Genomic DNA, 16,513 nt, shown 5'->3' with positions numbered 1-16,513 from the left:
GTCCCCGCAGGTAGGGCGCAGGGGCCATCCGTGCAAATTAACCTCGCGTTATGGCTGACAGAACCCGCCGCTGTCCGTCGTTTTCGCAGACTGAGATGCATCAGCAAGGCGTCAATGCACATGGATATGTCCTGCAGCCGGCGCCACCACCCGATGCCGAACATCCCATGCGCCTGATCGACGCGAACCACTCCCACCCGGCGGGACGTACAACGCACAGCGCTGTCGGCCACCCGCCGCAGCGTCAGGTCCCGCGGGAGTGACGGTTCGCCCAGCGGTTCGCGAGATCACAAACTCGCACGTCCTGAAGGAGATGAGCAGTGCCAGGACGCAACGTCTTCACCGAGGCGGGCATCGCCGGCGGGGGCAGGTACGTGATGAAGAAGCTGCCCGAGGTCACGCTGGCCTTCTGGATCATGAAGGTCGCCGCCACCACTCTCGGCGAGACCGCCGGCGACCTGTTCGCCCAGACACTGAAGGTCGGCTACTTCCTCACCACGGTCGGGTTGTCCCTGATCTTCGTTGTCACTCTGGTGATCCAGCTCGCCTCCAAGCGGTACAACCCGTTCTTCTACTGGACGGTCATCCTGTCCACCAGCATGGCCGGCACCACGATGTCGGACTTCATGAACCGGGACGCCAGCAGCGCATACCTGGCCAACGGAGCGACGTCGCTCGGCTGGGGGCCGCAGGGCCTCGGCCTGGGCTACCCCGTCGGAGCCGCGATCCTCATCTCGATCCTCATCGCCATCTTCGTCAGCTGGAAGATCACCGGCCTGACCTTCGCGATCCGCGACATCGACACCTTCCGCGGCGAAGCCCTCTTCTGGGCGGCGATCCTCGTCTCCAACACGCTCGGCACCTCCTTGGGCGACTTCCTGTCCGACAGCTCAGGCCTCGGCTACGGCGGAGGCGTGGTGCTCATCACTGCCCTGCTCGCACTGCTCCTCGCCCTCAAGTACGTCCCGGCCGTGCCCAATGTACTGCTGTTCTGGCTCGCCTTCGTCCTGACCCGACCCTTCGGCGCCACCGCCGGTGACCTCCTCACCAAGCCGACCGCCAAAGGCGGGCTCGACCTAGGAACCGCCGGCTCCTCCGCTGTCCTGCTCGCCGTGCTGTTCGGCCTCATGGGTTGGGCTCACCTACAGGAACGTCGCAACGACCTCCAGCCGGCATAGTGGGCGGAGTGGTCGCGATGGTCGCCGGGACCGCGCCCGCCCCGCGCTCATGCGTCACCGAGACGGTGCTGGAGGGCTCATGACAGCGCAGCAGGCGGGGCGGGCGGCCGGGTTCCGAACAGACCGGCGGCGAGCTTCTGCAGCAGGCTGTAGGCCAGAATCGGCAGGAGGACCTGCGGACGGTGCGCGAACCAGCTTGCGGCCAGGACCGCCGCCGCGCTGGTGTTGTTCATGCCGGTGGCGAAGGTGAGCGAGATCCCGTCCGGAGTGTCGCATCGGGTCCATCGGGATATCCACCTGCCGACGAGGAAGGACAAGCAGCAGACCGCGCCGGCCACGCATACGGCCAGGACCACGAAGTCAGGGTCGGGGTGTGACAGGGCCGGCCCGAGCGCGCCGGAAGCATTGATGTAGCAAAGCAGCAGGATGTTCACGATGTTGACCAGCTTGGTGATCGGGGCGGTGCGTGCCGCTCGCCGCTCCCCGAGCATGGCCCGCGCGATGATCCCTCCCAGGCACGGCAGCACGATCAAGGCCAGGGCGAACGCGCCCGCGCCCGCCGTCCCGGCCAGCCCGTCGAGCCGCGCCGTGTCATCAAGGCTGCCGACGCCCGCCGGACCGACCAGGGCGGCGGACAGGGCCAGCCCCCACGGAACCGTGACAGGACTGAGCAGCGTCGAACCCACGACCATGGCGACCACCAAGGGGACATTGCCACCCGCGTTCTGCCCCCAGGACGCCGCTCCGCCGGCAATCGGCATCGCGAGCACCAGCAGCAATCCGACCGCGAGGCACTCCACCTCCGCAGCGTCGGACCAGGCCCGCAGGCACATCGCAGCGACCGGCAAGAGCGCCACAGGCAGGAGCGCGTTCACCGCCACGCCCGACGCCAGCCGCAGGGGTCTGCCCACCACTGCGCACAAATCCCGCGCCCGCACCCCCAGACCGGCAGCCGACAACATCACAGCCAGCAAGACCATGGGCATCGTCACGCCATTACCGGATCCAGGCAAGCGCAGCGCCATCGTCCGCAAGACCTCACCCGGACGCGGCATGACCGCAGCCAGCAGATAACAGACCATCATCAACGCGAGCAGCCACCGCTGCACCGTCCCCACCACCCGGATTATCACCTAGGTAACCTATCGATTACTTTCAGTGACTGGACTGGGCGAGGAGGAATTTGACGCCACCGGACGTGACTGTTTGCCAAGGCCTTCCGCGTGTTGCGCCCGCGGCGGCCATGGTCAGCAGCAGGCCGGTCTGCCAGGGGGCGTCGCCGTCCCGGGCGGGCAGCCCGGCCGGGAGCACGCTGGTGCATCCGACCCGAGGGTCCGCAGTGCCGCGCGTAGATCTTCACGTGGCCGCTCTGGCGCGGTGGGGCGCGCCCTGAGAGAGCCGAGTGCGAAGGGCGAGCCGGGCACCCCAGCATGGTGAGTTCCGGGGTGCCCGGCGCTTGGCTCAGCCGTCCTCGGGCTCGGAGGCGTCGCCCTTGCCCTCCTGCTCGTTCTGGTCGCCCGCCTGGCCTTGCTTGCCCTCCTGAGCCTCGGAGCCGGCCTCCTGCCCCTTGTCGTCCTGACCGTCCTCGGCCTCGGCCTTCTCGCCGCCCTTGTCGTCCTGACCGTCCTCGGCCTCGGCCTTCTCGCCGCCCTTGTCGTCGTTGCCGTCCTCGGCCTCGGCCTTCTCGCCCTGCTCGTCTTCCTTCGTGCCCTCGTTGGGCTCCGCGCTCTCCTCAGGAGTGGCGGCCTCGTTCTCGGGGGCCTGCTCAGTGGGGGCGGCGGAGGACTGGGCGGAGGAGGAGGCAGGGCTCTGGTCGGTGGAGGAGGCGAAAGCAGCGGCTCCGCCGCTCGCCACGAGGACGGCCGCGGTGGCAAGTCCGGCGATGATCGTAGGCTTACGCACTGAAATATCTCCGATGTGTTGACGTCGTACTGACGCCCACAGTCTGCGGAAACGTCGGATAGCAACAGGTTCGGCCAGCCACAACGCGAGGTTAATCCTGGGCCGAAACCTCGGCCTGCGGGGTGTAAAGGTTAGCGCCGCGCTAACCGAGTGCTGAGCGAGCGTTGTAACGCCTCTCCATACCGTTCGTTCATGAGATCAGGCAGCAGAACGACAGTCCCGGTGCCGGTCTCCGCCGCGTTCCTGGGCCTGGGCGTGGCCGGCGGCTTCGCCGCGCGCACGCCTGCGTGGACCGCGGCGGACACGGACCTGAGCCAGGCCCTGCAGTCGCTACGCGGCCCCTGGCTGACCGCAGTGGCGCAGGTGTTGAACGTGGGCTTCGGCACCATCGTCGGCACGGTTCTCGCCGCGCTCCTCGTCGTGGGTGTCGCCGTCTCGGGGCGGACGCGCGCCGCCGGAGGCGTGCTGCTCGTGATCGCCGCGGGGTGGGGCGTGGGCGCACTGGTCAAGGTCATCGTCGCCCGCCCCCGGCCCGCGGCGGTCCACGCTCTGGTGCGGGAGCTCGGCCCCGACAGCTACCCCAGCGGTCACGTGTGCCTGACTCTGTCGATCGTGGTCGCCGTGGCGCTGCTGGCCAGGAAGACCCGGTTCTTCTGGCCTGTGGTGGCGGTGGGTGGCGTGCTCGTGGCCGGTCAGATGGCCGCGAGGGTCTATCTCGGGGCGCACTATCCCACCGACACCCTGGGTTCGGTCATTCTGACCACGGCCGCCGTCCATCTGGCCGTCAACGCGCGAAGACTCGGAGTGTTCTCGCTGCGTGTGGCCAACCGCCGCAGGGAGCGCCGGGCCGGCCCGCCCAGCACCCGGCAGGTGAAGATCCTTCTGCTGCACGCGCACGGCATGGGCGGGACCATCCGGACCGCCTTCAACCTCGCCGGCACGCTGGCGGCCGATCACGACGTGGAGATCGTCAGCGTCACCAAGACCAAGGACAAGCCCTTCTTCGAGGTGCCGCCTGGCGTTCGCGTCACCTTCCTGGACGACCGCACCGACCGCCGGCCCCGCGGCGCCCTGCTCGCGCGCCTGCTCCGCAGCAGGCTCATCCCGCGGGAGGAGGCCGCGTACGACAGGTTCGACCTGCGTACCGACCTCGCCCTGGCGCGCTTGCTGCGCGGCCTGCGCACCGGCGTCCTGATCACCACACGCCCAGGACTCAACCTGGCCACCGCCCTGCTGGCCCCGCCCGGCGTGATCACGATCGGGCTGGAGCACACCGGCTACGGCTCACACAAGCCCACCGTCCGGCAAATGATCGCCCGCCGGTACGGCAGGCTCGACGCGCTGGTCACCCTGACCGAGGCCGACCTGGACGCCTACCGGACGGCCCTGGGCACCCGCGCGCCGCGGCACCTGCTGCGCATCCCCAACGCCACGCCGCCGCTCACCGGCGGCCGCTCTCCTCTGAACTCCAAGACCGTCGTGGGGATCGGCCGCCTGACCAAGGTCAAGGGCTTCGACCTGCTGCTGCGCGCCTGGCGACAGGTCAGCGTCGTACACCCCGACTGGACGCTGCGCATCATCGGCTCAGGGCCCGAACGCGCCCACCTCATGAAGCTGGCCGGGAAGCTCGGGCCGGCCTGCTCGGTCGAGCTTCCCGGGCCCTCCCGCGACGTCGGCGCCGAGCTCGACGACGCCTCGATCTTCGTGCTCAGCTCCCTCCGCGAGGGCTTCCCGATGACCGTGCTGGAAGCGCTCAGCAAGGGCGTGCCCGTGGTCGCCTTCGACTGTCCGCACGGCCCCGGCGAGATCATCACACACGGCCACGACGGGCTCCTCGTCCCCCGGCAGAACGTCGACGCCCTGGCCGCGGCGATCGGTCTCCTCATCGACGACGAGATCGAGCGCCACCTGATGGGGACGGCCGCTCTGGCCACCTCCAAGCGGTACGCCCCGGAGTCCATCGGTGAACGCTGGACCGCGCTGCTGGCCGATCTGCAAGCGGGACGCTGACCGGTCACAGGTCGCGTAGCACGGTCAACGGTGGCCGGCGTGCTGCCCGTACCGTGGCGGCTCCTGCGGCCAGCAGCGCCGCGACACCGAGGACCGCCAGGACGGACAGGTACGCCCACGGCACGGCCAGCGCGTCGGGAGGCGGGTCGAACACTCCCCTGAGCACGGCGGCCAGCATCCGCGACAGCGCCCACCCGCACAACGCGCCCAGCACGGCCGCGGCCACTCCGACCAGCGCCACCTCCGCCCACACGAACGAACCCACCTGACGCGGGGTGGCCCCCAGCACCCTGGCCAGCGCGTACGTGCGACGCCGTTCGGCGAAGCCGAGCACCAGCAGCAGGCCCGTGGCCAGGGCCGCCAGCGTCAGCCCGTAGCCGAGCTCGATGGCGGTCAGGCCGGCCAGGTCCACGGCGGTGAGGCTACTGCCGACGACCTGACGGGTGGTCTCCACGTCGGTGACCTTCGCCGTCGGCCCGAGCCTGCCGCGCAAGTCGGCGGCGACCCGGTGGGGCGGCGTCCCGTCGGTGGTGATCAGGTACGTGGTGTCGGCGGGCATGGTGCGGGCCAGGTAGGAGGCGTTGGCGACGAGAAAGCTGTCGCGGGGTGCTGTCGGGAACTCGGTGACGATGCCGGCGTAGTGGAAGGGGACGGTCCTGCCGTCCTCGGTGCGCAGCCGTACCTGGTCACCGAGGTGAAGCTGGAAGTCGTTGACGGTCTCCTGGCTGACCAGCAGCGCGTCCGGCCGACGGGCGAGCCGATCGAGAATCTCGCGGGCGGTGCCGCCGGAGACGTAGGTGTCGTGCAGCCGGACGGTGGCGGGGCGCAGGCCGTACAGGTCCTGCAGGTCGGAGCCGACGTAGGCGAAGCGGTGTAGCAACGGCTCGACCCTGGCCACGCCGGGCACGGTTGCGAGCTGCCCCGACGTGGCGGTGGTCTGGGAGACCGTGACGTCGCCGCCGTTGGTCAGCTCGGCGTCCACCTGCGCCTGCTGGCGGTAGGTGGTGTCGAAGACGGAGGTGGAGACTGCGAACGCGACGGCCAGCGCGGCCAGGGTGGCTGCGCGGGCCAGCGGGGCGCGCTGGCGGGTCAGCATGGCGGACACGGTTCCCGCCAGCCCTCCGGCCAGTGGCCGCACCGCCCAGGTGATCGGCAAGGTCCTGGTCAGGCGCCAGATGAGCAGGCCCACGCCCGCCCACAGCAGTGCCGGCCCCGCGAAGGCCCAGTAGTCGACCGACAACTGGGGCAGGCCCTCGGGGACCAGGACGAGCTGGTAGCCGTTCCTGCTGGTGATCCAGAAGATCACGGCGGAACCGGCGAGCAGCCACAGGTCCAGCCCGTACCGAAGCCCTGCGGGGGCACGGCGGCGCTCACCGACCGGACGGCGGGCGGCCGCCACGGTGGAGGCGCGCAGCGCGGGCATCAGCACGGTGACGGCCGCGACCAGCAATCCCAGGACGGCCGCCCACCAGGAGACGTTCGCCGAACCGAACAGCACCCGTCCGGCCACTGCGGCGAGGCCCAGGCCGGCCAGCACACCGGTCACGCCCACCAGCGCCGTCTCGGCCAGCGCGAGCCGCACCAGCGTGCCCCTGGACGCGCCCCTGGTACGTAGCAGCGCCTGCTCGGCCGTCCGCCGCGGCGCGCCGGCCCGCGTCACGAGACCGGCGAGCAGCGCCGCGAGCACGACCGCCGGCGCGCCCAGGAACAGGAACAACACTTGGGAGTACACGGCGTCCTCGCGGGCTGTACCCAGAGCCGCGCCGAGGTTGTCACCGACCAGGCCGCTGCCGGCCATCCGTTCCTCCAGGTTGCGCGCCTGCCCGGTGACCGCCGTGTAGGCCGCGGCGGGGTCGGGCGGCAGCCGGTGGCCGATGCGGACGTGGTACTGGGTGCGTACCCGGTCGCGTGCGATGCCGTCGAACAGCCGGTGCCAGTCCGCCTCCGGCAGTAGCAGAACATTGTCGGGGGGCGCCTGCGGCTGCGCGCCCGGCGGCGCGCCGACCCGCTGGAACAGCGAGTCGGCGGCGGGCAACTCCGCCACCCCCGTGACCGCCACTGCCGTGTCGGGCAACCCTGGGCGGCGCACGGTGACGCCGGCACCGGGTCGGGCGTGCAGGTTGGCGGCGGTCTGCTGGGCCAGCAGCGGCCCGTTCGCGTTCCCCGCGAGCAGGCGCAGCTGGCCGGGGAAGGTCGCGGCGTAGTCGGCGGGCAGGCCGAGAACCTGGCCCGCGCCCGTGGTCAGCGTCTGCCCGGCCTGGCGGGACTCGAAGCCGTCCACTCTGGCGAAGCTCACCTCGCGGGACGTGCCGGGCATCGGGACGGACACGGTCTGGCCGGGCTGCTGTTCCACCTGCCAGTCGACCACCACCCGCTGGATCGAGCGGGCCGTCATGGTGGCCTTGGCGGAGGCGAGGAACGCGCCCAGCGCGGCGGGCAGGGCCACGGCGAGCGCGATGCCCGCCGCTGCCGCGGCCAGCCTGCCCGCCCGGCGGGTCAGCAGGCCACGCAGCCACAGGAGGATCAGCATGTGAGAGCTCCGTCGCTCATGGTCCAGGTGTCGGGCAGCCGTGCCGCGACCAGCGGGTCGTGGGTGGCCACCACGAGGGCCGACTCGAGCTGGGAGGCCACCCTGGTGAGCAGGTCCACCACTCGGCGGGCCAGGTCCGAGTCGAGCTGCGCCGTGGGCTCGTCCGCGATGATCAGGCGAGGCTCGGCGGCCAGCACGCGGGCGACCGCGACGCGCTGCGCCTGCCCCCCCGACAGCTCTTCGGGCAGTGACCCGGCCAGGTCGGCCAGGCCGATCATGGCCAGCGCGGTCAACGCCCGCGCCCTGGCCTCGGCGTCCCCTACTCCCGCGATGATCAGCGGCAGCGCGACGTTCTCCGCGACGTCGAGCGGGGGAAGCAGGCTGGGCCCCTGGAAGACCACGCCGACGCGGCCGCGCGGGTGGTCGTCGAGGGCGGGCCAGGCGATCCGCCCCGCCGTGGGCCGGTCAAGCCCGGCCAGCAGGTGCAGCAACGTCGTCTTGCCCGACCCCGACGGGCCGGTGACCGCGACCTGCTGCCCCGGCCGCAGCTCACAGGTGACGCTGTGCACGGCGACCAGGGCGTTCGCTCCCTTGCCGTACGACCGGGCCAGGCCCTCGCAGGTGACCAGCGCGGTCATGCCGGCCGCCCGGTCCTTCAGCTCCACGGTCATGTCACTCGGCCGTCCTTCAGCTCAACGACGCGGTCGGCCAGCCGCCGTACGCCCGGACTGTGCGAGGCGATCACCACGGCGGTGCTCTCACCGGCCTGCTCGCGGATCAGCCGCAGCACGGGCCCCTCCGTGTGCTGGTCGAGCTCGCCGGTGGGCTCGTCGGCCAGCAGCAGAGCCGGACGGTTGGCGAGCGCCACGGCCAGCCCCGCGCGGGCCGCCTCTCCACCGGACAGCCGGCTCGGCCATGCCCCCGCCCTGGCCGAGATCCCCAGACCGGCCAGCAGCTCATCGCGCAGGCGACGATCACGCCGCCCCGCCAACCGCTGGGCCAGATCGACGTTGGCCGCGACCGTCAGATGCTCGATCAGGTTGCCGCTCTGGAACAGCACGCCCACCAGCCGGGCCCGCAACGCGGCCCGCTCGGCCTCCGGCCGGTGGCTGATGCGGTGGCCGTCCACCCTGACGGTGCCGCCGTCCGGGTCGTCCAGCCCGCCCAGGCAGGCCAGCAGCGTGGACTTGCCCGACCCCGACGGGCCGCTGACCAGCACGACCTCGCCCGCGGCGACATCGAGGCTGACCCCGCGCAGCGCCCTGGTCTCCTCATCGCCCGACCGGTAGAACCGGTAGAGCTCCTCGGCCTGCAACATCACGACGCCGTCCAGCGGAAGGAGTCGGAAACCGTGCGCCATGGGTCCACGTTGTCGGCGCCGACCGGCCCGGACAGGGTCAGGATCGCCTCGCGCCCGGCGCGGTAGAAGGTGTAGCGCTCGACCTGGTCCTTGACGACCTTTCCGGTGACCGGGTCGGGGCTGCTGTCGGCGCGGTAGACGATCCGCACCGCCTGGCCGCCCTTCCTCGTCACCGTGCCGACCGTGCGGATGTCGCCGCTGTGCACCTGCCTCCTGATCGACGCCTCGGTCGGCGGGGAGGCGGCGGGCCCGGTCTCGATGCGGATGCTGTTCAGCTTGTCGGTGAAGCTCGCGCCGGTGGGCAGGTCCGTGCGCGCCCACCCCTCGGGCACCTTCACCTGGTACGGCTGCCTTGGGTGCCGGTAGCTCACGAAGACCGTGTCGTCCGGGATGTCGCCCGGCGGATTCGACTCCGTGGGCTGCGGAGCCGGGGCCTTGTCGCTCGCTGGTGCCTCTGCGTGCGCTTGGGTCTGGGTCTGGGCCTGGGTCTGGGCGGGCGTCGCTGCCGCGCAGCCAGCCGCCAGCCCGGCCATGGCCAGTGCGATGACGCTCTGCCGTACCTTCATGTCTCCCACGCTAGGAGCGCGCCGGAAAGCGCCCGCTGAGCAACGGATTAGCGGGGCGTTTACCTGACTTCTGCCACCCTGGACGAGTGACAGCGCAGGGCGTGCCGCTGCGGCGGCGGGTGCTGGTGGTGATCGTGAGCGTGACCGTCCTGGCCGTCGCGCTCTTCCTGGTGCCCCTGGCGGTCGCGGTCAACATCCTTTACCACGACCAGGCGGTGGCCGCGCTGCAACGTGACGCCGCCTGGGTCGCCGCCGCGGTCCCCGAGGAACCGCGTGTGCCGTTGAAGCTGCCGACGGGCCTGTCCGGCGAGCTGGCCATCGGCGGCTACCGACTGGACGGCACCCGCGTGTTCGGCGACGGCCCCGCCCACTCCCGCCTGGCCACCTCCAGTGAAGACGGCCGCGTGCACGACACGGTGGAGGGCGCATTCCTGGCCGTGACCGCACCCGTCCCCTCCGACGAGGGCCCCGCACTCGTCATCCGCGTGGCGACCCTCAACTCGGAGGTGGAGGAGCGCGTCCACGAGGCGTGGCTGATCATGGGCGGACTCGCGCTGGTGGTCATCACCCTGGCCGCGGGCGCGGCCTCACGCCAGTCGGCCAGGCTCGCCGCCCCGCTGGAGCGGCTGACCGCCGCGGCACTGGCGCTCGGCGGCGGCGACTTCAGCATCCGCGCCGCACCCTCCGGGCTCCGCGAGGCCGACCAGGCCGGGCAGGCCCTGGAGTCGACGGCCCGCCGCCTCGGCGACGTGCTCGCCCGCGAGCGGGCCTTCAGCGCGGACGTCTCCCACCAACTGCGCACCGGCCTGACCGGCCTGCTGCTCGGCCTGGAATCGGCGCTGTCCCGGCCGGGCGGGGACCTGGCCCCGGCGGTCCGGGCCGCGCTGACAAGGGGCGAGCGTCTGCAGGAGGTCATCGATGATCTCGTACGGCTCAGCCGCGACGCCCGCGTGCCGAGTGAGCAGATCGACGTGGACGCGCTGATGGAGGAGATCTGCCAGGAGTGGCACGGCCCGCTGGCCGAGCAGGGCCGCCGCCTGACCATCACCGTCGAGCCCGGTCTGCCGCCGGTGACGGCCCATCCCGCAGCCGTCCGGCAGATCCTGCGCGTCCTGCTCGACAACGCCCTGCGCCACGGCAAGGGGGAGGTCCTGGTCACCGTCGCCGACGTGGGCCCGGGGATGGCCGTCGAAGTCAGCGATCACGGGCCGGGCCTGGCGGAAGGAGCCGACCCGTTCGTCAGGGCCAGCGGCCACACCCACGGCATCGGCCTCGCCCTGGCCCGCTCACTGGCCGAGGCCGAGGGCGGCAGGCTGGTGCTCAGCCGGGCCAGCCCGCCGCTGTTCAGCATGCTGCTGCCCGGCCACGACGCCTCACGGCTCACGGCTCACGGCTCGTAGCGGTAGCCGCGCCCCCGCACCGTGACGATCCGCTCCATCCCCTCGTTGTGCTCGGCCAGCTTGCGACGCACCGCGAACACGTGGACATCCAGCGTCTTGGTGGGGCCGAACCAGTTCTCGTCCCACACCTCGTCCATGAGCTGCTCACGCGTCACCACCTCGCCCGCGCGACTCACCAGCGCTGCCAGCAGGTCGAACTCCTTGGGTCGCAGCGCCACCTCCGCCTCCCCGACGTAGGCGCGCCGGGCGAGCAGATCGAGCCGCAGCCGCCCGGCCGTCAGCATGCGCTCCCCCTGCGCCGGGCCGCGCCTTCGCAGGTGCGCGCGGATCCTGGCCATCAGCTCCGTCAGCCGGAACGGCTTGGTCAGGTAGTCGTCGGCACCCGCGTCCAGCGCCACCACGACCTCGAACTCCTGCGTACGAGCTGTCAGCACGACGATCACCGTGTCCGGCGCCCTTGACCGGAGCCGGCGGCACAGGGCCACCCCGTCCACGTCGGGCAGCCCCAGATCCAGCAGGACGAGATCAGGCTGGTGCCGCTCCGCCGCCTGTAGCGCCTCGGCCCCGTCCGCGGCCGGCTCCGCCTCGTAGCCCTGGGCGGTCAGTGCCTCGACCAGCTCTGACCTGATGACCAGGTCGTCCTCCACGACCAGCACGCATGTCATGTGCCCGATGGTACGGGCAGTGCTGTCGTGTGGGGGTGAGCTGCAAGGAGACGCCGGAGCGGTCGTTGACTCAGCCGAACTTCGTGCTGGAACGGAAGCGGCTCAAGCGGCATCAGCCCGCTGCCCGCCCTCGGAGAGCGCCGCCGGCCCGTTCTTCCACGGTTCCCTCATGATCTTGACATGCGAAGGCCTCCGACCTGTTGATCCAGATCGGAGGCCCTACGCAGCGGCGGTGGTGGTGGGATTTGAACCCACGGATGAGTTGCCCCATCACACGCTTTCGAGGCGTGCGCCCTCGGCCACTAGGCGACACCACCGCGGACGAGCTTACCGGATCCGCCGAGTGGCGAAGAACTCGGAAAGGACGGCGGCGCACTCCTCGGCCATCACACCCATGACGACCTCCGGCCGGTGGTTGAGACGGCGGTCCCGGACGACGTCCCAGAGGGAGCCCACGGCGCCGCCCTTCTCGTCCACCGCGCCGTAGACGATCCGGTCGACCCGGGCGAGCACCGCGGCGCCCGCGCACATCGTGCAGGGCTCCAAGGTGACCACGAGGGTGCAGCCGTCCAGCCGCCACCCGCCGCGGATCCGCGCGGCCTCACGCAGCGCGAGGATCTCCGCGTGCGCGGTGGGGTCGGACGCGGACTCGCGGTCGTTCCCGGCGGCGGCCAGCACCGCGCCACCCGACCCGCCCAAGTCACCCGGTCCGCTCAAGCCCCCCGGCCCGCCTGAGCCACCTGGCCCGCCCAAGCCACCCGGCCCGCCTGAGCCGCCAGGGACTTCGCGGCCGGCGGGACCGAGGACGACCGCGCCCACGGGAACCTCGCCGCGCGCGCCGGCGCTCGCGGCCTCGGCCAGCGCCAGCCGCATCGCCCCGTCGTACCCGGACGTCACCGCGTCCCGCGCGGGGTCACCGCAGCCGGTCGAGCTCGTCGGCGAACGACAGCCGCTCGGCGATCACGGAGAGGATGTCGGCCGGCAGCACGCCCTCCTCCATGCTGAGCTCCAGCAGCTCCTCCGAGCTCAGGCCGAGGTCTCTCAGCAGCTCGAAGTCGCCCGCCGGCCGTACGCCCAGCGCGTTGCTCTCCTTGTCGACGCTCACGCCCGCGAACTCGGCGAACAGCTCACCGAGGCTGCCCGGCGCGATCGCGTGGGCGTCGGAGAGGAACACCCGCGGCTCCTCGTCGCCGAGGTAGCGCACGATGGCGAACCACTCGTCCTCGACCTCGACGCAGAGCAGCGCCATCTCGTCACCGGACAGGCTGAGCGCCTCGGTCACGGCGTCGCCGAAGTCGTCGACGATCTCGGCCTCGCTCAGGTCGACCTCGGCCCCGCTCCAGCCGTCCGGGGTCCTGACGAAAGCCGCGGCGAACGTGTTGGCCATGTGTGCAAGCTCCAGGGGTCAGCCGAAGACGGATTCGATGGCGCGCTCGAACGGCTCGGAGAAGCCGAGCCGCGCGGCGATGCTCGACAGCACGTCCTCGGGCAGCAGGTCAATGTCACCCGACAGGATGCCCAGCTCCATCTCGTCCAGACCCAGATCGGCGAAGATCGACAAATCTCCCGCGGGGAGCGCGACCTCCTCGTCCTGGAGGATCTCGTCCAGCTCGTCCTCGTCGGGGACCGGCACGTCGAGGTACTCCAGCACCTGGCGGGCCAGGGGGAAGTCCCAGGAGGCGGCGATGTCGGAGAGGAACACGTCGACGCGCTCCCCCAGCACCCGCAACGCCACGAAGAACTCGTCGCCCACCGCGACCAGGCCGATGGTGCCGCTCTCGCTCGGCTGCTGGCGAATGGCCTTGATCAGACCGTGCAGGTCCGACGTGAGCGCCACCGGCAGCATCTCGGCGTCCCAGCATTCGTCCTCGCGATAGACCACGATGGCGAAGTCGAACGCGTCCTCGTCTGTCATCGTCCACCCCACCCGATGCGGCCCGTACGGGCTCCCAATCGTTCCAGACACCACCGGCACCCGTGTGCCGCTCCGACCAAATCGTGGTCAAACCGAGGCACGACGTGCCGGTACGTCCCACACAAGATAGCGTTATCCGTTATGGAAACCCTCGTCGTCGACCATCCGCTCGTGGCCCACAAGCTCACCACGTTGCGCGATGTCCGCACTGACTCTCCCACGTTCCGCAGGCTCGCGGACGAGTTGGTCACACTTCTGGCGTACGAGGCGACCCGCGACGTCCGCGTGGCGGACGTGACGGTGCGGACTCCCGTGGCCGAGGCTCACGGCGTCCGGATGGCGAAGCCCTACCCCCTGGTGGTCCCGATCCTGCGGGCCGGGCTGGGCATGCTCGACGGCATGACGCGGCTGCTGCCCACGGCCGAGGTGGGCTTCCTCGGCATGATCCGCAACGAGTCGACCCTGCAGGCCGAGACGTACGCCACGAGGCTGCCCGACGACCTGTCCGGCCGGCAGTGCTACGTGGTGGACCCGATGCTGGCCACCGGCGGCACGCTGGCGGCGGCCGTGCAGTTCCTGTTCGACCGCGGCGCGGAGGACGTCACGGCGATCTGCCTGCTGGCGGCGCCGGAGGGGCTGGCGCACATGGACAAGGTGTTCGCCGGCTCGGGCAAGCCGATCCGGGTGGTCACCGCGGCGCTGGACGAGCGGCTCAACGAGAACGGCTACATCGTGCCGGGCCTGGGCGACGCGGGCGACCGGCTGTACGGCGTCGTCTGACCTGATCACTTCGGGACCGGCCGAGTCACTCCGGGACCGAGAAATCACCCTTCCGTCACGCGGAGTGGTCTCTTCGTTACATACTGTGGTTGCATGGGTACGTAGCGAGAAGAAGGCAACTTCCGCATGGGCGCGAGGGGGCGCGATGAACGAGCTGGCAGGGGTGCTCCCGTGAGCGAGCACACCGAGGCGGATCCGAGTCCGTACGCGGACGTCCCGGCTCCGTACGCGGACGTCGAGACCACGCTGCGTGACGAATTCGCCGGCGTCCACTCGGCGACCACCGTAACGCGTTGCGTGGAAGCGGCGCACTACGGCGCGCTGGAAGTCACCGGCTACGCGCATCCGAGCCTCGTGGAGCGGATCGCGCGCAAGCATCTTCACGTCCTCGCGCTCGTGGCGAGCGAGCGCGGCTAAGCAAGATCTCAGCTAAGCCGTGAACCTACCTTTACCCGGGCTGCCGGGTGGGTAATGTATACGGCGGGTGCAGTGGGTAAGGGTACGGAGGCCACAGTGCAGGTCAAAAAAGTCCTCTCATACGGCGGGATAGGTTTTGCGGCGTACTACCTGTTGGCACGACCGACCGACGCGGCGACGGCGGTCAAAGGTGCCTTCGACTCGGTGGTCAACGCGGCTGACTCCCTGGCGCAATTCGTGAACAACCTGGCATGAGACTTGTGACCCACGGGGACTCGGCCCCGTCGTCGGTCAACCGTTACCTGCTCCCCGACGAACAACAGGTCATCATGGTGCGGCGTCACCCGGCCGTGCTGCTCCGCCCCGTCGCCGAGGTCTTCGGCGGCCTGATCATCGCCGGACTGCTCAGCAAGTTCTTCGGTGACTCGGGGGGCGGCACGGCTCTCGTGGTCGTCTGGTGGCTCTGGCTGTTGCTACTGATCCGTTTTGTATGGAAAGTCGCGGAGTGGTCAGTCGATTACTTTGTGGTGACTTCCAAGCGGATGTTGTCGACCACCGGCCTGGTCACGCGCAAGGTCGCGATGATGCCCCTGTCCAAGGTCACCGACATGAGCTTCAAGCGATCCCTGCTGGGGCGCATGCTCGGCTACGGCGAGTTCATCCTTGAGTCCGCCGGCCAGGATCAGGCACTGTCCACTGTCGAGTACATTCCTTACCCCGAGACGCTGTACCTCGAGGTGTGCCAGATGCTTTTCCCGAGCAAGGACGGCGGGGACGATTAAATCCCGGGGCAGGGATTTCTGCACCTGGGGATACCAGATTCGGCTACTTCATGCAATCATTGCGTGTTGTTGACCCTTCCCCGCCTTGAGAGATGAGATGCCGAGTCAGGGAACCATCGGTGACCGCGTCCGTGGACTGCGGCTGAACAGGCGGATGTCCCAGGCCCAGCTGGCCGGGCCCGACCTGTCTGACAGTTATGTCTCCCTCATCGAGTCGGGTAAGCGCACTCCGACTCCGGTGGTGGCCCGGCTCCTGGCGGAGCGGCTGGGATGTACCACCGAGTTCTTGTTGCACGGCATCGAGCCCCGTCAGCGCATCGACACCGAGCTGGGGCTGCGCCACGCCGAGCTGGAGTTGCAGCACGGTGACGCGGCCCTCGCGGCGGAGCGCTTCACGGAGATCGTGAAGGCCGCCGACGAGGAGAACGCCATGCTCACGGCGCACGCCCGCTTCGGCCGGGCGCGTGCGCTGGAGGCGCAGGGCCGGCTGGGTCAGGCCGTCGAGGCGTTCGAGCGGCTGCGCAGGGAGGCCTCGGCCCACCCGGAGCGGCTGGCCGATCTGCCGCTGGCCGTGGCGCTGAGCCGCTGCTACCAGCACGCCGGTGACCGGCTGCGGGCCCGCGATCTCGCCGCCCACGCGCTGCGGCAGGCGGAGCGGCTGGAGATCACACAGGGTGAGATCGCCATCGACCTCGCCGCGGCGATCGTCGAGGCGCGCGAGGAGATGGAGAGCGGCTCCGCCGAGCTCGCCTACGTGCGCCGGGTGCTCGACGTCAACGGCGTTCCTGACGTGGTGGACCGTTCCGCTGAGATCGACGCTCTGTGGCAGGCGAGTGTCTCCGCCGCGGCGGGCGACGACTCGGCGCTGGCGGTGCGGCTGGCCGACGACGCCATCACGGCGGGCCGTTCGGCGCGAGCCGCTGGAAGGCAGGCTCTTCGGGAGTTTCGGCCATGGGGATGCTCGCCTATCGCTAGCGGAGAGATGTCATGGTACGCGGAGCGTGGGGG

Annotated in this window: 18 protein-coding genes and 1 tRNA gene; 8 read left to right on the top strand and 11 right to left on the bottom strand. The window is 70.7% G+C overall.

What is annotated here, in order from left to right; translation table 11 throughout:
• Positions 1–320 precede the first annotated feature (320 nt).
• A complete protein-coding gene (locus ABZS51_RS30090; protein WP_355447879.1) occupies positions 321–1,178 on the top strand; it encodes a hypothetical protein in 858 nt (285 codons plus the stop codon).
• A 77-nt stretch (positions 1,179–1,255) separates the two neighbouring features.
• On the opposite strand, the gene ABZS51_RS30085 is transcribed toward ABZS51_RS30090, so the two are convergent.
• Positions 1,256–2,296 (bottom strand): bile acid:sodium symporter, encoded by a 1,041-nt coding sequence (locus ABZS51_RS30085; RefSeq protein ID WP_355447875.1) that lies wholly within the window; start codon positions 2,294–2,296, stop codon positions 1,256–1,258.
• 343 nt (positions 2,297–2,639) lie between these two features.
• Positions 2,640–3,080, bottom strand: a complete 441-nt coding sequence (locus ABZS51_RS30080) for a hypothetical protein (protein ID WP_355447872.1) — start codon at positions 3,078–3,080, stop codon at positions 2,640–2,642.
• Between the two features lie 192 nt (positions 3,081–3,272).
• Here ABZS51_RS30080 and ABZS51_RS30075 point away from each other — a divergent pair, with 192 nt between their 5' ends.
• Positions 3,273–5,090 carry a glycosyltransferase gene (locus ABZS51_RS30075; protein ID WP_355447869.1) on the top strand — a complete coding sequence of 606 codons (1,818 nt, stop codon included), beginning with the start codon at positions 3,273–3,275 and terminating at the stop codon, positions 5,088–5,090.
• Positions 5,091–5,094: 4 nt separating this feature from the next.
• Here the strand turns inward: ABZS51_RS30075 and ABZS51_RS30070 are convergent, their stop codons facing one another.
• From ABZS51_RS30070 to ABZS51_RS30055, 4 genes are read right to left on the bottom strand one after another with little or no spacing between them, the layout of a single operon-like run.
• Positions 5,095–7,620: an FtsX-like permease family protein gene (locus ABZS51_RS30070; protein WP_355447866.1), complete on the bottom strand. Its 2,526-nt coding sequence runs from the start codon at positions 7,618–7,620 to the stop codon at positions 5,095–5,097.
• Positions 7,614–8,291 carry an ATP-binding cassette domain-containing protein gene (locus ABZS51_RS30065; RefSeq protein ID WP_355447863.1) on the bottom strand — a complete coding sequence of 226 codons (678 nt, stop codon included), beginning with the start codon at positions 8,289–8,291 and terminating at the stop codon, positions 7,614–7,616. The genes ABZS51_RS30070 and ABZS51_RS30065 overlap by 7 nt, the downstream gene beginning before the upstream one ends.
• A complete protein-coding gene (locus ABZS51_RS30060) occupies positions 8,288–8,980 on the bottom strand; it encodes an ABC transporter ATP-binding protein (protein WP_355447860.1) in 693 nt (230 codons plus the stop codon). The genes ABZS51_RS30065 and ABZS51_RS30060 overlap by 4 nt, the downstream gene beginning before the upstream one ends.
• The gene (locus tag ABZS51_RS30055) at positions 8,938–9,546 is read right to left on the bottom strand and encodes a hypothetical protein (protein ID WP_355447857.1); all 609 of its coding nucleotides are present in this window, start codon (positions 9,544–9,546) and stop codon (positions 8,938–8,940) included. The genes ABZS51_RS30060 and ABZS51_RS30055 overlap by 43 nt, the downstream gene beginning before the upstream one ends.
• Before the next feature lie 86 nt (positions 9,547–9,632).
• Here ABZS51_RS30055 and ABZS51_RS30050 point away from each other — a divergent pair, with 86 nt between their 5' ends.
• A complete protein-coding gene (locus ABZS51_RS30050; protein WP_355447854.1) occupies positions 9,633–10,946 on the top strand; it encodes a HAMP domain-containing sensor histidine kinase in 1,314 nt (437 codons plus the stop codon).
• On the opposite strand, the gene ABZS51_RS30045 is transcribed toward ABZS51_RS30050, so the two are convergent.
• The 5 genes from ABZS51_RS30045 to ABZS51_RS30025 all read right to left on the bottom strand — a co-directional run bounded on the left by ABZS51_RS30045 (position 10,934) and on the right by ABZS51_RS30025 (position 13,526).
• Positions 10,934–11,611, bottom strand: a complete 678-nt coding sequence (locus ABZS51_RS30045) for a response regulator transcription factor (protein WP_355447851.1) — start codon at positions 11,609–11,611, stop codon at positions 10,934–10,936. The genes ABZS51_RS30050 and ABZS51_RS30045 overlap by 13 nt on opposite strands.
• 230 nt (positions 11,612–11,841) lie before the next feature.
• Positions 11,842–11,928: transfer RNA gene (locus ABZS51_RS30040), tRNA-Ser, on the bottom strand.
• 10 nt (positions 11,929–11,938) lie between these two features.
• Complete coding sequence (locus ABZS51_RS30035) at positions 11,939–12,310, bottom strand: nucleoside deaminase (RefSeq protein ID WP_355447848.1); 372 nt, start codon at positions 12,308–12,310, stop codon at positions 11,939–11,941.
• Positions 12,311–12,524: 214 nt separating this feature from the next.
• A complete protein-coding gene (locus tag ABZS51_RS30030; protein WP_310707821.1) occupies positions 12,525–12,998 on the bottom strand; it encodes a tRNA adenosine deaminase-associated protein in 474 nt (157 codons plus the stop codon).
• An 18-nt stretch (positions 12,999–13,016) separates the two neighbouring features.
• On the bottom strand, positions 13,017–13,526 hold the full coding sequence (locus tag ABZS51_RS30025) for a tRNA adenosine deaminase-associated protein (RefSeq protein ID WP_310707820.1): 510 nt from the start codon (positions 13,524–13,526) through the stop codon (positions 13,017–13,019).
• Positions 13,527–13,667: 141 nt separating this feature from the next.
• Here ABZS51_RS30025 and upp point away from each other — a divergent pair, with 141 nt between their 5' ends.
• The 5 genes from upp to ABZS51_RS30000 all read left to right on the top strand — a co-directional run.
• Positions 13,668–14,306: a uracil phosphoribosyltransferase gene (gene upp, locus ABZS51_RS30020; RefSeq protein ID WP_355447845.1), complete on the top strand. Its 639-nt coding sequence runs from the start codon at positions 13,668–13,670 to the stop codon at positions 14,304–14,306.
• Between the two features lie 171 nt (positions 14,307–14,477).
• A complete protein-coding gene (locus ABZS51_RS30015; RefSeq protein ID WP_355447842.1) occupies positions 14,478–14,723 on the top strand; it encodes a hypothetical protein in 246 nt (81 codons plus the stop codon).
• A gap of 96 nt (positions 14,724–14,819) precedes the next feature.
• A complete protein-coding gene (locus ABZS51_RS30010) occupies positions 14,820–14,978 on the top strand; it encodes a hypothetical protein (RefSeq protein ID WP_310707817.1) in 159 nt (52 codons plus the stop codon).
• On the top strand, positions 14,975–15,505 hold the full coding sequence (locus tag ABZS51_RS30005; RefSeq protein WP_310707816.1) for a PH domain-containing protein: 531 nt from the start codon (positions 14,975–14,977) through the stop codon (positions 15,503–15,505). The genes ABZS51_RS30010 and ABZS51_RS30005 overlap by 4 nt, the downstream gene beginning before the upstream one ends.
• Positions 15,506–15,659: 154 nt before the next feature.
• Positions 15,660–16,513: helix-turn-helix domain-containing protein (locus ABZS51_RS30000; RefSeq protein WP_355447838.1), on the top strand; the 854-nt coding region annotated here is incomplete at its 3' end.

This window comes from Nonomuraea sp. NPDC005501, assembly GCF_040605905.1.
Classification (GTDB): domain Bacteria; phylum Actinomycetota; class Actinomycetes; order Streptosporangiales; family Streptosporangiaceae; genus Nonomuraea.
Note: the sequence above shows the minus strand (reverse complement) of the source record. Positions and strands in the feature narration are given on the sequence as shown.